The organism is Protofrankia sp. Cas4, from assembly GCF_963555915.1.
In the GTDB taxonomy this organism is placed as follows: Bacteria; Actinomycetota; Actinomycetes; order Frankiales; family Frankiaceae; genus Protofrankia.
In genome coordinates this window covers 1-17,353 of the sequence record NZ_CAUVXL010000201.1, presented here as the reverse complement: position 1 = coordinate 17,353, position 17,353 = coordinate 1, and the positions used below count along the sequence as shown (strand labels likewise).

At 70.8% G+C, this 17,353-nt stretch carries 13 protein-coding genes and 1 pseudogene; 3 read left to right on the top strand and 11 right to left on the bottom strand.

The features are described 5' to 3' along the window. Positions 1–1,738: 1,738 nt before the first annotated feature. From U9979_RS18650 to U9979_RS18625, 6 genes are all read right to left on the bottom strand, one after another. The gene (locus tag U9979_RS18650; protein ID WP_322780388.1) at positions 1,739–2,761 is read right to left on the bottom strand and encodes an ATPase, T2SS/T4P/T4SS family; all 1,023 of its coding nucleotides are present in this window, start codon (positions 2,759–2,761) and stop codon (positions 1,739–1,741) included. After that, the gene (locus tag U9979_RS18645) at positions 2,758–3,588 is read right to left on the bottom strand and encodes a hypothetical protein (RefSeq protein WP_322780387.1); all 831 of its coding nucleotides are present in this window, start codon (positions 3,586–3,588) and stop codon (positions 2,758–2,760) included. The genes U9979_RS18650 and U9979_RS18645 overlap by 4 nt, the downstream gene beginning before the upstream one ends. Before the next feature lie 7 nt (positions 3,589–3,595). After that, positions 3,596–4,372, bottom strand: coding sequence for an SAF domain-containing protein (locus U9979_RS18640; RefSeq protein WP_322780386.1), 777 nt, complete (start codon positions 4,370–4,372; stop codon positions 3,596–3,598). Beyond that, complete coding sequence (locus U9979_RS18635) at positions 4,365–5,156, bottom strand: ATP/GTP-binding protein (RefSeq protein ID WP_322780385.1); 792 nt, start codon at positions 5,154–5,156, stop codon at positions 4,365–4,367. Before U9979_RS18635 ends, U9979_RS18640 begins: the two co-directional genes overlap by 8 nt. A gap of 236 nt (positions 5,157–5,392) precedes the next feature. Beyond that, positions 5,393–6,004, bottom strand: a complete 612-nt coding sequence (locus U9979_RS18630; protein ID WP_322780384.1) for a hypothetical protein — start codon at positions 6,002–6,004, stop codon at positions 5,393–5,395. Positions 6,005–6,638: 634 nt separating this feature from the next. Continuing rightward, positions 6,639–7,205: a dihydrofolate reductase family protein gene (locus U9979_RS18625; RefSeq protein WP_322780383.1), complete on the bottom strand. Its 567-nt coding sequence runs from the start codon at positions 7,203–7,205 to the stop codon at positions 6,639–6,641. Between the two features lie 759 nt (positions 7,206–7,964). Here U9979_RS18625 and U9979_RS18620 point away from each other — a divergent pair. Both U9979_RS18620 and U9979_RS18615 read left to right on the top strand, forming a co-directional pair. Then, the gene (locus tag U9979_RS18620) at positions 7,965–9,485 is read left to right on the top strand and encodes a helix-turn-helix transcriptional regulator (RefSeq protein WP_322780382.1); all 1,521 of its coding nucleotides are present in this window, start codon (positions 7,965–7,967) and stop codon (positions 9,483–9,485) included. Beyond that, positions 9,482–10,246: a 2'-5' RNA ligase family protein gene (locus tag U9979_RS18615; RefSeq protein WP_322780381.1), complete on the top strand. Its 765-nt coding sequence runs from the start codon at positions 9,482–9,484 to the stop codon at positions 10,244–10,246. Before U9979_RS18620 ends, U9979_RS18615 begins: the two co-directional genes overlap by 4 nt. A 36-nt stretch (positions 10,247–10,282) precedes the next feature. Here the strand turns inward: U9979_RS18615 and hisG are convergent, their stop codons facing one another. The 5 genes from hisG to U9979_RS18590 all read right to left on the bottom strand — a co-directional run bounded on the left by hisG (position 10,283) and on the right by U9979_RS18590 (position 16,216). Continuing rightward, on the bottom strand, positions 10,283–11,137 hold the full coding sequence (gene hisG / locus U9979_RS18610) for an ATP phosphoribosyltransferase (RefSeq protein WP_322780380.1): 855 nt from the start codon (positions 11,135–11,137) through the stop codon (positions 10,283–10,285). Positions 11,138–11,251: 114 nt separating this feature from the next. Continuing rightward, positions 11,252–12,508 (bottom strand): deoxyguanosinetriphosphate triphosphohydrolase, encoded by a 1,257-nt coding sequence (locus U9979_RS18605; RefSeq protein ID WP_322780379.1) that lies wholly within the window; start codon positions 12,506–12,508, stop codon positions 11,252–11,254. Continuing rightward, positions 12,505–13,212, bottom strand: a complete 708-nt coding sequence (locus tag U9979_RS18600; protein ID WP_322780378.1) for a hypothetical protein — start codon at positions 13,210–13,212, stop codon at positions 12,505–12,507. Before U9979_RS18600 ends, U9979_RS18605 begins: the two co-directional genes overlap by 4 nt. Further along, entirely contained in the window at positions 13,209–14,840 is a 1,632-nt protein-coding gene (locus U9979_RS18595) for a carbamoyltransferase C-terminal domain-containing protein (protein ID WP_322780377.1), read from the bottom strand. The genes U9979_RS18600 and U9979_RS18595 overlap by 4 nt, the downstream gene beginning before the upstream one ends. Next, a complete protein-coding gene (locus tag U9979_RS18590) occupies positions 14,837–16,216 on the bottom strand; it encodes a glycosyltransferase family 4 protein (RefSeq protein WP_322780376.1) in 1,380 nt (459 codons plus the stop codon). The genes U9979_RS18595 and U9979_RS18590 overlap by 4 nt, the downstream gene beginning before the upstream one ends. Before the next feature lie 403 nt (positions 16,217–16,619). Between U9979_RS18590 and U9979_RS18585 the strand changes: the two are divergent. Continuing rightward, a pseudogene (locus U9979_RS18585) lies at positions 16,620–17,353 on the top strand (XRE family transcriptional regulator); the annotation flags it as partial.

Here is a 17,353-nt window from a genome sequence, read left to right as displayed (position 1 = left end):
GGCACGGCGCGCTCAGCGGGCTCGGCCGCGGCTGCCCCGCCGCCGGCTGGCGGCGGATCGTCTGGCTCCGGCGGCTCGCCCGGTTCGTCCCGGCCGCAGACCTCCGCGGGCGCGGTGCCGGGGCTATCGGGGGGCGGCGCGGAGGCGGGCGATGGGGGCGGTGGCCCCTCGGTAGGGTTTGCCCGCCGGAACACATCCTGGTTCTCCGCGGGGGCGTCGGCGTCGGCAAGCAGGTCCAGCAGCTGCACGGCGTCGGCGGGTGGGAGGGTGAACAGCTGGCTGCCGGTCAGGCGGGCGGCGATGTCGGGGCTGGCTGCGCCGACGACGCCGTCGGGGCGGACCCGGGCAGTGGCGCCGGGCCGCCACTGCCCGTAGAGGATGCCGACCAGGCCGAGCGACGACCCGTTGTCCAACACGGCCTGCAAGCGGCGGTCCAACCCCTGGGTCGGCGCGGCCACGACAACCAGGGTGGAACCGCCAGTCTCCTCGCCAGCGGAGACCAGACGTGCCCGGGTGACGACCTCGGCTTCCAGCCGGTCCAGCAGCGCGGCCAGGTCGGCGACGACGTGCAGCCGCTGCGGCAGATGGGCGGCAGCCTGATCGCCGAGCATCCGCCGCGCATCGGCGGCGGGGACGACGACCTCAACGGGGTCGGCGTCGGGCAGGTGCCGCTCGGCGAGCAGGGTGAGCAGGAGGGCTCGGATCGCGGCGTCGGCGCCGGGTCCGATGAGGCCGAGCCCGCGGGTCGCGGCCAGGTCCAGCGCCAGTGGCTGGCCGTCGCGGGTAGTGCCGACGATCCGCGTCCCGGGCGGCCCGGCCTGGTCGGTGGCGGTGATCTGGGCGTGGCGGCGGCCGGCGACGTGCGGGTCGCCGGGAGGGCGCACGACGATCGGATCGCCGTACTCGTCCGGGACGGCGGTGGCGGCGTCGTAGGCGACCGCGAGCTGGCGGATGACGGGCGCTTCATCGAGGTCGTCGCGTCGGCCGCTGCCGGGCACGTAGTGCCGGCGCCGCCACAGCCGCAGGGTGAACAGCGCGACGGTCAGCAGCGCGACGGTGCCGAGGCCCAGGTAGCCACCGGCGGGGAACTGCACACCCGGCGAGCGGGACGGCGTCGGCACGGGAGCGGGCTGGCGAGACGGAGGCACGGTGGGAGACGCCGGTGGGACCGGCGTAGCCGAGGGAACTGGCGACGTCGGGCCGGCTGTCGGGCCACCAGCCGCGGACGATCCGGTGTTCGGTACGCCGGGCGAAATCGTGGCGGGGGCCGGCGTGGCGGGCGGGCTGGTCGGTGGCGGCGACGCCGGCGGTGTGGTCGTCGAGGGCAGGGCCGACGTCGGAGGGCCGGATGTCGGCGGCGCCACCGGAGGTGCGTCCGGGGCGGGCTGGGGTGGCAGGCGCACGACCCAGCCGGGACGGATCAGGTTCGGATGGGCCAACGCGCGCCCGTCGGCCTGGCGGACCCCGTGGTTGAGCGTCCACAGCTCCGGCCAGCGGGCTCCATCACCGAGGCTGCGGGCGGCGATGCGCCACAGGCTGTCGTAGATCCCGTTGTGGGGCAGCCGCACCACAACGGTGCCCGGCGCCGCGGCGGTAAGCGTGGCCTCCGTCGGGGTGGTGGTGGCGACCGTGACGAAGCGTGGGATGGCGGGTGCGGTGGATGCGGCCGTCGCGGCGACGGGGCCGCTGGCGGGCGTGAGGGGTGCGCGGGAGGTCAGAGCGGTGAGGATCACCGCACCTAGCAGGAACGTGGCGAACCCGCGCAGGCCACCGGCGGGCAGCGGCGGTCCGTGGGTGGGCCAGCGCGCCTCCCGTACGACGTCAGGCACCGCCAGGACCACCGAGGTGGTGAACGCGAACCACAGCGGCCACAGCAGGCAGGCGAGGATGTCCAGCAGCAGACTGTCGTCCATCGGCGCGGCCAGCCGCGCCTCGATTTCCGCAGCAGTGTGGTTTTCCCGATCGCGGTTCCGCCGGCGACGACAATGTTTTTCCGGGCTTTCACCAGCGCGGCGAGCAACGCCTCCAACCCGTAGTCGATCGTGCCGTTCGCGCGCAGCACGGGCAGGGTGACGTGACGGAACCGGTGTCGACGGATGCTGACGGAAGGCCGTTGAGTGACCGCCATGACCGCGAACACGCGGCTCTTGTCGGGGAGGTGGAAGTTGACCAGCGGTGCACCTCGGTCCCAGCGGCGTTCCTCGACGCCGGCGTGCGCGGCCAGGTCGCGGATCAGGCCGACGAGTTCCGCGTCCGAACCGGTGATCGGTGGCAGCCGGGAGCGGCTGCCGTCGGCCCGGCGGATGAACACTCGGTCACCGTTGATGTTGATGTTCTCGATGGAGGTGTCGGCCAGCAGCGGTTCGAGGCCGCCGAGTCCGAGTACCTCGGCGAGCACCTCGGTGATGACGCGCTGTTCGTCCTCGGGCGGCAGGACCGGTGCACCGCGCGCCAGCTCCGCGGTGGTGTGCGCCTCGGTGAGGTCGACCAGCACGGACAGGGAGAACGCCTCCCGCGTGTCCGGACTCAGCGGCGGCGAGCCGGCGTCCTCGTCCGCGCGCAGCTGTCCGGCGAGCGCGGCCCGCAGGCCCTCCCGGAGCCGGGTGCGCAACGCCTCGGCAGCTGACCCCGAGGCACGACCCGGAAGGTCCGTCGGCGCGGCCGGTCCACCGCTCCAGGGCGTCAGGCTGCCCGGCCAGCCCGCGCCGTTGCCGGTTGTCGCGGCGCTGGGGTCAGGGTCGTTCCACTGCGGGCGGGTCACGGCGCCTCCGTCCGGGCCCGCGGCAAGGCCGTCCGCGCTGCCGGGCCATCCGGCAGCGCCGGGAGCCAGCCGGCCGGGGTGCCCTGGTCTGGGACCTCGCCGTTGGCGAGGTGTCGGGCCAAGTCGGTGACAGCTCGTCCGAGCTTGGATCGGGTGATCCCGGTTCGGGTGCGTCGCCGACCGCCCAGCACGCTCGCGGCAGCGGCGTCATACGGCACCGTGCCCAACACGTGGGAACCGAGCACGCGGACGATGTCCCGTATCGGGTAGTCCTGGGAACGGTCCGCCTGCCCGGCGACCACCACGTACCAGGCCGGCAGCCCCCAGCCCTGCACCACGTGCATCCGGGCAGCCAGCTGCGACAGTTCATCGTCGCGCGCCCGGGCGACCAGCAGCAGCACGTCCGCGGCGCGCACCGCCGGTGTCGCCGGTGACAGGGGGTCCAGCCGTCCGCAGTCCACGATCACGGCCCGGCCGCCCTGACGTGCCGCGGACCACAGCAGCGACCAGCCGCCGCCGGCGAGTTCACCGAGCACCTGGCGGGCCTGCTCGGCGCCGGCGGGCGCCGTGATGACCTCCAGGCCACCTGGCAGCTCCTGGGTGTGATCCGACAGCGGGCGCGGTTCACCGCTCCCACGACGGCCAGCGGCGGCCAAGGTAACCAGCCCTTGCGCCGCGCCCAGGCCGAACCGTGCGCCCAGGTCGCCGCCCGCGGGGTCGGCCTCCACGACCAGCGGCTCGCTACCCGCCGGCCAGCGGTCCGCCAGTGCGAGAGCCAACGTGGTCGCGCCCGGTGACCCTTTCAACGACCCAACCGCGATGATCATAAGGCTGTCACCGGCCCGCGCCGTTGACCGTGATGATGCCGACCTGTCCGGCCGGGGCCGCTGCCAACGCGCGGGCGTCGGCAGCGGCGAGCTGAAGCGAGACCACCGTCGTCTGGTCGGTGTCGCGGGACTGGAGGGCGACGACCGTCGCGTCCCATGAGGTGGCGGCGCGCGGAGACGCTGTCGAGACTGCGCTGGCGTTGGGAGCGACGATCACGGCCACCCTGGACCCGGCCGCCAGGCCCGTGGGGAACTGACCCGCCTTCAACGCCACCGCCGCGATCGCCGAGCCCGGCGGTGGGACCTGCGCGGCGCCGACCGCCGCCCGGCTCAGCACGGTGCCGGCAGGCAGGCTGTAGGCGACCGGCCGACCGATCACGCTGCCCTTCGACCCGGCCGGGATCGTGTCCACCGGCTCGGCGGAGATCCGGACCTCCCGCAGGTCCGCCGAGGAAAGGACCTGGCCCACCGTCACCGCACGGGCGAGCACCAGCACCGGCTCCCGCGACCCGACCCGGGCACCGGCGAGCAGACCGGCGACAGCGCACCCCACCACCAGCACCACACCCAGCAGCAGGTAAGGGACCCGGCGCCGCCGCCGGGGACCGCCGGTCAACCTGGCGGCCGGTGCCGCACCCGCGCGTCGGCCGGCCCGGTCCCCTCCGGCGGTGCGCGACGTCGAAGACGGAGCCGTCACCACCATGCACCCCTCGAACACGGCGCACCCGGACGGCCGCCGGTCGTGTCCCGGCTGGCCGTGTCGGTCGAAGACGTCATCAGCCACCACCTGTCGTCAACGCGGGAATGTCGATGACACGGGTCTGGGCCGCGGACACCGTCGTCAGCCCCGGGAACACTCCCGTCTGGCCCGCGCCCGCCCAGGTGACGTCCCAGCGCACGGTCGCCGTCACAGGGAAGGTGCCGCCGGGCGCGTCCAGCGACCGGCTGCGGTAGGTGTAGCCGCAGTCCGGCGAGGCGCTCTTCGGATCGGCGCCAGGCGGGAACGGCGTGCCCGGAGCTGTGCAGCTCACCATCCCGCCGTCTCCGAGGGACCAGGTCACCTGCACGGGTTTGGCGACCGCGGTGACCGCCACTCCGCCCGCCGCCGCCGTCGCCGCCACCTGGTTCCACCCGGCCGGGTCCAGCCACAACCACGTCGGCAGCCGCACCAGCTGGTCACCCACAGGGCTCATATCGATCCGCGGACCAGCAAGCCGCAGCTGGTTCCGCGCCTGCTCCGCCAACGCCGCTGGGTCCGGCACGGGCGCCGGCGCCCCCGGCGCCGCATCCGGAATCCACACCGGCGCCCGGTACAACGCGTCCCGCACGCCGTTCGTCGTGCATTGGTAGATGTACCAGGCTCCCGGCCCCTGCCCCTGCCCCTGCTCCGCCGCGACCGGCTGCACCGGCTGCACCGGCTGCACCGATGAGCCGAACACCGCCGGCCGCACTACCAGCCCTCCGGCCGCCGGAGGCCAGTAGAGCACCGGCCGCGTCGCGTCGGCGGGCGGCTGATAGGTGCTCCGGACATACGAGCAATCGGCGGTGTCCGGCTTCGGCTCGTCCAATGATTTGTCGCCTGGAGGGGTGGGATGTGCTTCTCCGCCGGACCCAGGGCTGGCAGGCGAGGAACCCCCGTACGGGGCCGGGGCAGGAGCCTCGTTATCCCCCGCGAAAAGCTCGCAACCTGGGTAGGGATTCTGGCTGCACAGTGCTCTGCCGAACTTTTCGCTGGCGGCGGCCGGGGACGCGAATACGCTGATCGTCACCATCGCGAGCACGGCGAGGAAAGCGCCTCTTCGCATCAGCATGATCCCGGATCACCGATCCCGAACCGGGTGACGCGCCACAGTCCGTCGGTGTGTAGCCGCACCTCGGCAAGAATCCGGTGCGGTGCCCCCGGCGTGTTGTCCAGCAGTGAGCCGTCGGTCCTGTATTGCAACCAGTTCCGGGTATCGGCGCAATCGTCAATCATCACCGATGTCGACTTGCCTTCCGGACTCACCGACGTCACCCGCGGGTGGTTTATCGGCTCGCCTTTCGAGACAAGACCGTTGTAGTGGTCGGCGTAGAGGTCACGAGTCAGGAACTGCAAAGCGTCGCCCGAGGCGTAGCGCGACAGATACGGCGCCTGCCAATCGGACGTGTGGCTGGCCTGTGCGTCGGCCTTCCACATCCCCACGTAGGCGGCGACCGCGTCCCGCCGCGCAATATCCGCTGGGGACGTCGGCGCCGGCAACCCAGCCGTCGGCGCGGGCGAAGAGACAGCTCCGCGACTGGGAGTCGGATCGGGCGTCGAACCACCATCCGAACCGCAAGCGGCGAGGACCGTCACGACAGCGACCACGACGCTGACGCCGGTGACCCCCAGTCGAGCCCGGCGGCGCTGTCCTGACGTACGAGCCCTGACCTCCACAGTGCCCACCTCACAGGCCGTCCCAACGGGCGGTCATCCGCCCCCAAGGGGAAAAACCCCTATATCTAGGACTACCCCCGCCGTGACGTGTCTCGGCGTTCCAACTTCGCGGTCTGCACGGCGTCCCAGCGTGAAATGACTCAACCGAACTAGCAGTGACCCCCCAGTCGGGCTATGCCAGCGTTTCGCTGGCATAGCCCGACTGGGGGGTAAGCCGTACCAGCGGCGCGAGCCACTGACCCAGTGACTCATCCACAAGATCCAAACCCGCGAAGAACTGGGGCTCAGAAACCTCGTCACTCAGGGACTCGCGACCACCACGCCGACAAGCCAGCGCGTCCTGTGACAGCGTTCGTTCCTGACTGCCAATGAATCTTGCCCGGCTTCCTGACCTGCGGGACCGCTCGGAGCCGAGGCATCCGATCTTGCCGCTGTCTGCCACTGTCGGTGGCCATCTGGAACTGCCCGCTGTCGGCCAGTGGGTGCCCGATGACGGCCACTACGGAATGTGGTGGATCGAAGGGAAGGTTCTTCGACGACGATGGTCACGGACCCGGCGTTCGAGGGCACGCCTTTGTCGACCTCGGCGTTGTGGCGGAGTTGCCGGGCCCGCGTGCCCAGGGGCAGCCGACCTTCAAGCCGAGACTCGACTGGGCTGGTACCGCAGAGCGACCGCTCCCGACCGGAACTCCTGGCGCCCCACGAGCTTCAGCTCGAGCCGCTCGCTCAGGCCGGCGAACAGCGTCGGCCCGTGGCCCGCCACGATGGGCTGCACGACAAACTCGTACTCATCGATCAATCCCAGATCCGCCAAGGCCAGCGGGAGGGTCACGCCTCCCACGGACAGGCCTCTGCCAGGCTCCCGCTTGAGCTGCTGAACGGCTTTCCCCAGGTCACCCTGCACGAGCTCCGCGTTCCAATCGACCCGGTCCAGGGTGCCCGACACGACGTACTTCTTTGCCCTGTCGATCGTCCGGGCGAAGGGGATCATCCAATTAGCCATCCAGTCAGGCCACGTTCCCGTCGCCGGCTGCCGCCACGCCGCCTCCATCATCTCGTAGGTCACCCGGCCAAGGAGAAGGGCATCGGCTCGTTCCAGATTGGCGGCGTGATGGCGATGCAACTCCTCGTCCGGGATCACCGCCCGGTGGTCGCAGCAGCCGTCGAGGGTGACGTTGATCGAGTATCGGAGCGGTCTCATAGGTTGCTCTCCCTTGCTGCGGTCGCAGGTACCTGGCGGACCGTCAGACCGGCGCCGCCGCCATTTCTCATCGGTCCCCCGGTCGGACCTGCTGGGAGGGCGCGAGGATCGCGCACTCGTAACACTGAAGGACCGGCGCCCTGTCCCGCAAGTGCCGGTCGAGGGCGGCGCTGGCGAGGCTGTCGTGTCCCCCCGGTGTCAGCACGCTGCGTGACGAGATGGCCATGAGTGGGCAGCGTCTGTTGGCCGCCAGTGGGCGGATCCCGATGGCCGCCCACATGCCACCGACGATTCCTCGTCGCGGGCCAGCCCCGGGTCGAGCAACATCAATTGTCCCGGAACACCAGCACGCGCAGCCACACGGGCCAGATTCGCTGAGACGGCGGTCGACGATGCCCCATACGTGCCAGATTCGCTGAGACAGGCACACCCTGGATCGTCTCAACGAATCTGGCACGCCCTGGCAGACGCCATGATCACAAGCCAGCTTCGCTGAGACGGGACACGAGACCGGCGACGCTCAAGCCTGCCCCTGGGTTGGGCGCAGACCATACGGGGCCGACGCATTTCACCTCGGGATGGGAACCTCGCCGACCGGACCGCAGGCGGTGGGAACGCCACAGCTGGATACAGCGCCGGGCCTCGATGGACCACCCGAGACGAACACAGCCGAGTCGCTACTGTTGGCGCATCCGCCGACTCGCGGTCCGACACCGAACCTCGGTCGCGGGGGACGAGAAAGGAGCCACACGCGTCGTCATGACCAAGCCCGGCCAGAGGGTTGAGCAGGACGAGTTGCGGGCTCGGATGCGCGCGGTGGGCATGTCCCACGACGAGATCGCCGTCGAGTTCGCCCGCCGCTACCGGCTCCGCCCCCGCGCCGCCCACCGTGTCGCGCACGGCTGGACCCAGCAGCAGGCCGCGGGCCACATCAACGCCCACGCCGCCCGCATCGGCCTCGACCCCGACGGCACAGCCACCATGACCGCCCCCCGGCTGTCCGAAATGGAGAACTGGCCACTACCGCTCCGCCGACGTCCCACCCCGCAGATCCTCGCCCTGCTCGCCGAGGTCTACGACACCAGCATCCACAACCTGCTCGACCTCGACGACCGCGAACACCTTGCCCCCGCAGACACACACCTCATCGACACCGTGCGCAGAACCGGTCGGGCACGGCCGGAACTCTCGCTGGCTATAAATGTTCCGTCGGACACCACCATCGTCGAAAGCGACACCTTTCCATACAGGGCGCCTGTCATCCCCGTCGTTGCGAACGGCGCTGGTACCGGTAACGGTCAGCACGACCTACATGCCGAACTGCTCGACGTGGGTCGTCGTTTACAGTATTTCGCCGCACCGACCGTCCATACAACTCTCCTCGACTATCTCGACAGCTTCATCGATGTCTCCATTGAATCCTATGAAGTGCGCGGACCGGCCGCGCTGATGCCTCATGTCACCCGCCAGCGGACGTGGGTGCAAACTCTCGTCGAAGGCTGGCAGCTACCCAGGGATCGACGCCGCCTACTCGGAATCGCGGCCCGGCTGTCGGGGCTGGCCGGATACATGGCGGTGAATCTCGGCGACTTTCCTCTCGCGCGGGCATATTGCACCGAAGCTTTCACTATCGCCGTGGCCGTCGAGGACGGCGACTTCGCTGCATGGATACGGGGCACGGAAAGCCTGTGCGAGTATTACGCGGGCGACTACCGGCTGGCGCTCGAACATGCGCGCGACGGCCAAGGCCATGCCGCGGGTGGCCCGCAGACGATCCGGCTGGTGGTCAACGGAGAAGCCCGCGCCCTCGGTCAACTCGGTGACCGCGAGGGCGTCCGAGAGGCGGTCGGCCGCGCGTTCGACCTCGCAGAACGGAGCTCGCTACCCGACGGCATGTCGCCGTGCATCTCGTTCGACACCTACAGCCTCGCCCGGATCGCGGCGAATGCCGCGACCGCCCACGTCGGCACCGGCGAAGCCGCCCTCGTCCACCGCTACGCGCAGATGGCCAGCGACGTGCTGCGCACCGCCCGCTCCCCGTGGAGCGACATCCTCGTCGCCCTCGACGTCGCCACCGCACTGACGGCAGGCGACGATCCCGACCCCGAACGCGCCGCCACCCTTGGCATCGAGGCGCTGACCCGCGCCGGTTCCAACCCGATCGAGTCCATCCGCCAACGCGGCCGGGAACTCGTCCGCCGTACCACGCCGTGGCGCTCGCTGCCACGCGTCACTGAGCTGGCCGAGGCATCCCGAGCGCTCACGCGCGGACTCCGGTGAGCGAGAACGACCCGGTCCACGACGACTGGGAACGGTTCCGCGCCCTGGCCACGATGAACAACCACTGGGACCGACCCGGCTGGACCCCCGGCCGAAGCTCCTATCACTGGTTTCTGACCTTCGACAACGCCGCCCTGCGCGACCTCGCCACCGCCTGCCAGCGGCGGCTTCGCGCCCTCGACTGCCTCGACCCGGTCCCAGCCGACGGCCTGCACCTCACCGTGCGCCGACTCGCGTTCACCGACGAGATCGAGACCGCCGACGTCGACACCCTCGCCGCGCGAGTCTCCACCCGGTGCCGAGCCCTCCCGGCGTTCTCCCTGCGGGTCGGGCCACTCGCCGGCTCCAGCGGGGCCGTCCGCTTCACCGTCACACCGTGGGAACCGCTGCTCGAACTTCGCGATGTCCTCGACGACGTAACGACCGCGCACGGCCTGCCTGCTATCGACCGGCGTTTCCGCCCCCACGTCGGCATCGCCTACTGCAACCGCACCGTCGCCGCCGAGCCGATCATCCGTCGCGTCGCCGAGCTCCGAGACCTGCCTCCCGTCGAGATCCCCGTCGTGGATCTACGACTGGTTCGGTTGTACCGTAACGGCCGGACCTACCGATGGGACCCGGTGTCCGTCGTCCCCCTGCTCGGTGATGGCAGGGCCGAACCGGTCGCGCAGGGCGCGGGTCGATGGTCCACGAGCGTGAGGGCGCCGGTGAAGTCCACGCCCCCTGACATCGGTCATCCCTGCCTACGCGCAGCGCCGTGACGTCGCGCCGTCAGCGACGACGTCGGTTCGGGGGCGTCAGTGGCGGAAGGCGCGGATCGGGGTTGCGAGGATGGCGCGGGCGCCGATGGCTTCGAGCGCGTCCATGACGGGCTGTGTCTGGCCGGTGGGGACTAGGGCGCGGACGGCGAGCCAGCCTTCGCGGTGCAGGGGTGCGACGGTGGGTGATTCCAGCCCCGGTGTGATCTCCACTGCCTGGTCGAGGGCCGCTTCGGGGACGTCGTAGTCGATCATGACGAAGTCGCGGGCGACCTGGACGCTGCGAAGCCTGCGGACGAACCGCTGGTTTGCCTCGTCGGCGCCTGGCCTGGGGGCGTGGGGGCGGATGACGACCGCTTCGGAGGTCATGATCGGCTCGCCGATGGTCGTGAGGCCCAGGCGGGCGAGCGTTGTGCCGGTTTCGACGACGTCGGCGATGACGTGGGCGACCCCGAGTCGCAGCGATGTCTCGACGGCGCCGTCGAGACGGACGATCTGTCCGGGCTGGACGCCGTGCTCGGCGAGGTACTTGGCGACGATCCCTGGGTAGGAGGTCGCGATCGAGGCGCCGGCGAGGTCGCTGACCGACGTGGCGGCGCCGGGTTCGCCGGCGAAGTAGAAGGTTGATCGTGCGAATCCGAGGGGCAGGATTTCTTCGGCTGCCGCGGCGGAGTCGATGAGCAGGTCGCGTCCGGTGATCCCGACGTCGAGGCGGCCGGAGCCGACGTAGACGGCGATGTCGCGGGGACGCAGGTAGAAGAACTCGATCTGGTTTTGCTCGTCGATCAGGACGAGTTCCTTGGCGTCGGTGCGGATCGGATAACCGGCCTCATGGAGCATCGTCATCGCCGGGGCCGACAGCGAGCCTTTGTTCGGGACGGCGATGCGCAGCATGAAGATCCTTTGTACTCGTCGGTGAGTAGGGCGACAGTGTGTCAGAAGCCACGTCGGGTGACACTTCGTTTTCGGGCCGGCCCGGCCGCGTCAGACCGACGCGGCCCGATGCGTTCATCTCCCGCGTCCGGGCGGGCAGGCGAGCAGAGCGCGGTGTCGGGCACGCGCGCCGGCGTCGGTGAGCCCGGCGATGTGGTCGACGACGATCCGCAGGCGGGCCGGATCATCGTCGGCCGTCGCCCAGGCGTGTGCGGACGGCGGGTCGAGTGTGTGCGGGGCGTCGGCGAGCAGCGCGTCGGCGAGCTCGACGAGTGTCTGTCGTTGGCGGTGCCGGCGGTCGCGGCGTGCGGGTGCTCGCAGGATGTGATGCAAGGTGAACGCTCGTAGCCAGGCGATCTCCGCAAGGGACTCGACCGGTACACCGAGGCGTTGCCGCTGGCGGCTGTGCGGGCCGTGCTCGGGCCGGGCCTGGGCAACGGTCTCGGCGATGTAGTGCTCGGTGAGCGAGCGGGTCAGATGGTGCAGGGCGGCCTCGGTATGAGGGCTGCCGTCGTAGTCGTCGCGGACGAAGGCCGTCACGGCTGGACGGCGTGCCAGCTCGGCCGCGGCGGTCTCGATGTCGGCCGCCGGAAGAGTGGTGATGCGGTCGGCGGCGAGGAGGGCGATGGCGGCGCGTTCGCCGCGGTCGGCGAGCAGGTTCGGGCGTAGGAGGCGGGCGCGGATGCCATCGTCGAGGTCCGCGACGGCGTTGGCGATGTCGTCGGCCCAGTCGACGATCTGCGCCTCGAAGGAGGGGGTCGGCTCGGTGTGCCCGTGGCGGAGCCAGGCGAAGGTGGGCTGGTCGTCGTCGTAGACGCCGAAGCGGCGGTCGCCGGGGCGGCGTGGCCAGGGGTATTTGCAGGTCGCGTCGAGGGCGGCGCGGGTCAGGTTGAGCCCGGCGGGTGCGGTGGGGGTTCCGGGTTCGAGGCGGGTGAGAATCCGCAGGGTCTGCGCGTTCGCGTTGTAGCCGCCGGCGGGCCGTGCGATCTCGTCGAGGGCGGTTTCGCCGTTGTGCCCGAACGGGGGGTGTCCGAGATCGTGGGCGAGGCCGGCGGTCTCCAGCAGCCATGGGTCTGCGCCGAGGGGGGTGCCGATCGCGCGGGCGATGCGCGCGACTTCGAGGGAGTGGGCCAGGCGGGTGCGAGCGCTGCGGCCCTCCTCGACGTCGAGGGCCTGCGGCTTGCCCGCCAGGGCGCGTAGCGCCACCGAGTGCACGACCCGGGCGTGGTCGACGGCGAACGGCGAGCCCGGTCGGCTTGCCGGGTCGGCGCCTGGCTCGCGGTGGCGGCGCTGGCGGTCGGCCGGGGTGTAGCGGTACCAGCGGATGCTCATATCGGTTCCCCGTGCGCGGTGCTCTCGTCGAACAGCCGGTGCAGGACGGCGGGGCTGAGGTATCTCCGGTAGAGCGGGTCGTCGGCGAGGTCGCGCCGGGTAGCACCGGCGAAGGCTGCCTGGAGGTACATCAGGCGGCGCAGCAGGCGGGCGTGGATGGGGCGACGGTCGGGGTCGAGGATCTGGCCGGGGGGCAGCGCCCGTAACGCCACCGTGTTGATCAGCCGGTTGGTGTCGAGGAGCCGGAGCCGTCCGCCGGTGTCGACGGCGAGGTTCTGGAAGCGGGTGTCGATGATGTCGGGAAGCAGCATCGGCTCGCTGGCGGCCCGGTCGAGCAGCTCGCGGGTGACGCCGATGAACTGGTGCAGATCGTCAACGCAGGCGGCGGGCAGGTCGGAGGCGCGGGTGTGGTTGAGCGGTCGTGTCGTGTCGACGTCCACCCATTCCTTGACCAGCACGGTTTCGGAGATGTGGGCGGCTGGATGGCAAGCGAACAGGCGCTGCGCGGGCAGGAGCTGGGGCAGGGCCGCGTACACCTGTCGTAGGTAGTGGTATTCGTCGCGGACCTTGCGGATGGTCAGCTCGGGGCAGTCGACGGTGAACAGCTGGATGCACCACCGGCTGCCCGGTCGGCGGAACACCTCACTGTGCTCGCCGTCACCGACCCGCTGGTAGCGGGCCGAGGGGCGTGTCCGCAACGTCATCGCCGGCTGGTCTTCACCGGGTCGAGGAGTAGGAGCGCGCTGTCGGTGACGATCGCGTCGGCGCCGAGGCGGCGGGCGCAGTCGAACGCCTCGGCCGCGGTGTCGACCAGGGGCTCACCGGGCCCGTTGAAGGAGGTGTTCAGTAGGACCGGGGGGTGCCCGCGGCGGGCGAGTTCGTCGAGGACGGCGGCGACGAACGGTTCGTCGGCGTCGCGCAGCCGCTGCGGGCGGGTGGTGCCGTCGATGTGCGCGATCGCCGGGAGTGTCGAGGCTCCCTGGTCGGTGAGCCGGGCGGCGCCGAGCATGTAGCGGTCCAGCTGTCCCACGGGCGACCACCAGGTGCCGAGATCGGCGTTGGTGACCGGGCCGAAGGGCCGCCACCGCTCCCGGCGTTTGAGCATGTTCATGGTCTGTTTCATCTGCGCGGAGACCGGACTGGCGAGGAACGAGCGGTGGCATAGCGCCCGCGGCCCGACCTCGCTGCGTCCGCGGCACACGCCGACGATCCGGCCGTCGAGCAACAGGTCAGCGACCCGATCGACATCGACGTCGCACACGAGTACGCCAGCAAGATCGGCAGGAAGAGCGCCGGGATGGCTGCCGGTGTACGCGGAGAAGACTGCCGGGTTGGTGGGTGCGGCCAGGGACCAGGCGGCGCTCAGCGCGACGCCTCCATCATGGGGAACTGGCGGGACGTACAGCGGGCCGGGCAGCCGGCTGTTGGTAGCGCAGTTGAGCCCGACGCCTCCGGCGATGCACAGCTCGTCGATTCCCGTCAGGAACCGTGCGCGCGCGGCGAGCCAGCGCACAACGTTTTCCACGGTGAGCTGGGCGACGCCGGCCACATGGACGGCCACCGGGTCGGTGTCGAGGGACTGGGGTGGTTGCTTCGGCCGGTCCACGCCGGTGAACGCGATGACCTGCTCGTGCCAGCGGCTCTTGAGCATGTCGTAGTCCTGGTCCGGGTCGCCGCCCAGCACGGAGATCAACCGGTCTGTGTCGGGGACGAGCCAGCCGGGATCGATCGGCACGTTGCCGGCGTCGTAGGCGGCCAGCCCCATCGTCCGCCCGGCGCCGTGACGTCCCAGGCCAAGCCAGGCGCTCACCGCCTCGTACATGTGACCGACGCTGTAGACCTGCGGCCAGGACGCCACCCGCACGAGTGGGCCGCCGCGCTGCGCCCGGTAGATCGATGTGCATTCGTCCTCGCCGTTGCCGTCGAGCACGAGGACCGCGGCACGGTCGTAGCCGCTGGCGTGGAACGCCGACGCCGCGTGCGCGCGGTGATGCGGCACGAAGTGCAGATCCGGCCAGCGGGGCCCGCGGAAACCAAGCGCGGTGAGGAACTCGCGGGGGCTGTCGAACCGCCAGGGTTGCCCGGCGCGGCTACTCATCCGCGGCTCGTCCCAGCCGACAGCGACCACATCGATCTCCTCGGCGGTGACGGCGGCCAAACGCAGGCACTGGCGGACGGACAGCGCCGGCATCCGTACTCCGTGGGCGTGCCGTGTCCGGGTGAGCCGTTCCTCCTCGACGAACGCTAGGACGGTGCCGTCGCCGTCGATCAGGCAGGCGCTCGGATCGTGGTAGGTTCCGGTTCCGGCGTGCACTCCCAGAATGAACGTCATCGCGATCCCACCCCCGCGAACGTACCGACCGGAACCCGTCGGGTGATCAGGTCTATGTAGCTGTCAGCCATCGCGCGCAGACTCAGGCGCTGCGCAGCGGCTCTCCCCGCGCGGGCCAGCCTGTCGTGCAAGGCGGGGTCGCGCAGGACCCTGTCCAACGCCTCCGCGATCGCAGCCGGCTCCTCGGGGGGCACCAGCAGCCCTGACACCCCGTCCTCGATGTACTCCACCGGCCCGCCGTGAGCGGTCGTGATGACCGGCACGCCGGCCAGCATCGCCTCCACATTCGCGTAGCCGAACGGCTCAGCCTCCCGGGAGGCGAGCACGGCGACATGGGCGGCGGTGTAGCAGGACGCGACCTCGGTGGGGTCCAGCTCGTCGAGGAGCACCACCGTCCGGTCCAACCCACGCCGGTGGATCTGCGCGGCAAGGTCGTTGTCGTATGCGGGCCAGCGGTTGTCGGACATGCCCGCGCCGTTGATCATCACGCGGACGTCGTCCGCCCGACCCCGGTCCCGGAGGATGCCGGTGGCCTCGATGACGTCCTGGTGGCCCTTCCACGGCACCCGGCGGGCCGACACCAGCACGATCCGACCATCCCGCGGGACGCCGTTGCGGGCGGCGACCCGCGGGAACACCCCACGGGCGCCGTCGAGGCGACGCTCGAATTGGTCGGCGTCCAAGCCATTGAGCACGGTGCTGACCGTGCCCGCAGGGACACCGGCGTCGATCAGCCCCTGGCCGATCATCCCGGACACGGCGATCAGTTTCAGGGTCAGGCCGGTGTGGTCGATCCGCCGGGCGAGGTAGCCGAGCCGGTGGCCGGCGCCGGCTGTGTCGTGCACGACGGCGGTGACGTTCAGCCAGTCCAGGCCCGCGGCGGCGAGCACACCGGACTGCTCGGCCTTCAGAACTGCGACGAGGGGGTTGATTCCCTGTACCAGCAGGTGCGCCGTCCCAGCCGCGCGCACCACCGCCGTGTACTGCTCGGCGAGCGACAGCCACACCGGGTTCGCCGGGTCGTCGATCCGCTCCTCGTAGTACCGCCGAACGAGCGCAGGGTCCTTGCCATCGGTGGCCTCGCCAGCCCGCAGATACTGGGGGAAGCCCGTGGCAACGGACCGCCACTGGACTATCGGTCCGTCGGGGATCTGCAACGGCCGTACCGGGCACGCGGCGACCGACGACCCCCCGGTCTGGGTGATCGCGATCCTGGTCTCGGGATGCTCCCGGACGATGCCGGCCAGTAGCTGGTGGGTGTGCTCGACGACGCCGCTCGTCCGAGCGGGTTTGATCATTCCGCTGTCCACGAATCTGCCTCGCACGTCGTACGTACAGACGTGCAGGGCGTCGGGAAACTGTCGAACCAGGACCATCGTCTTCCCCTTGCTCGTCGTGCTCCCTTGAGGGCCTGTGCGTCCCCTCGGGGAATGTGGGATAGGAAGGCCGCCTGCCCCGCCTGCCCCGCCTGCCCCGCCTGCCCCGCCTGCCCCGCCTGCCCCGCCTGCCCCGCCGGACCTGGTCAGCAGTGGGGCAGGCGACGTGAAGCGCCGTGTCCGCGAGGAGGACCAGGCGGGCGGCGCGGCGGCGGGAGAAAGTCGCGGCCGAATCCGAAGGATGCCGCCGGACGTATTCCCGTTGCGTGGCAGTCATGGAACACTCCGCCACAGGCGCGAAACAGACTGTGTGCCGCACACGGGCGTGCGTGCCGCGGGCACGCGTCCGTGCGGTGCTTGCGGCACACAGCCGCGTGTATGGCCCGGCAGGAGGTGGAACTTCGTGCAGAATGGTTCCCAGCAGCCACGGCCCGCTCGCGCCCGCTACGTCGCCCGCGCCGAGGAATACCGGAAACGACGCGGTCTCAGCTTTTCCGCGCTGGCACAGAAGATGAGCGCAAGCGGATGGCGCACATTTGACCGGGCAACCGCCACGGCCGCGGTACGCGGCCATCAGTCAGGCAAGGAACATCTGCTACCCACCCGGGAAACGGTCGAGCACCTCGACCGTGCCCTCGGCGCCAGCGGTGAACTCCTGATCCTCTGGCAGGACGCCTCCATCGAGGACCACGCGATCGGAATCGGGGCCTCGCCGCCGGCCACCACTGCGGCTGCGACTGGACGTGCCCCCGAACAGGCAGCGACAGTGGAACACGGCGAGGAGGTGAGTCCCACGAGACGACGCGATGCTCTACGCGGCGGACTGGCGCTTGGCTCGGCCGCCGTAGCCGCCGCTCTTGCCGAGCGCATCGCCTCGGCCGACCCACGCCCCGCCAGCCTCGATCAGTACGAGGCCGAAATACACGAGATCGCCCGGACCTACCGCACCACACCCCACGTCACGCTCGCGGAACGACTCGAACCTGCCTGGCTGAGCACAGAGCGCCTCCTGGACACGCGCGTTTCCTCAAAGGTCCGAAGCCGACTGACGTGGATAGCCGGCTGGCAGGCGTTCTACCTGGGCACCCTCGGTTTCGACACCGACAACGACCAGGCGGCACGCGAATTCCTGGCCCT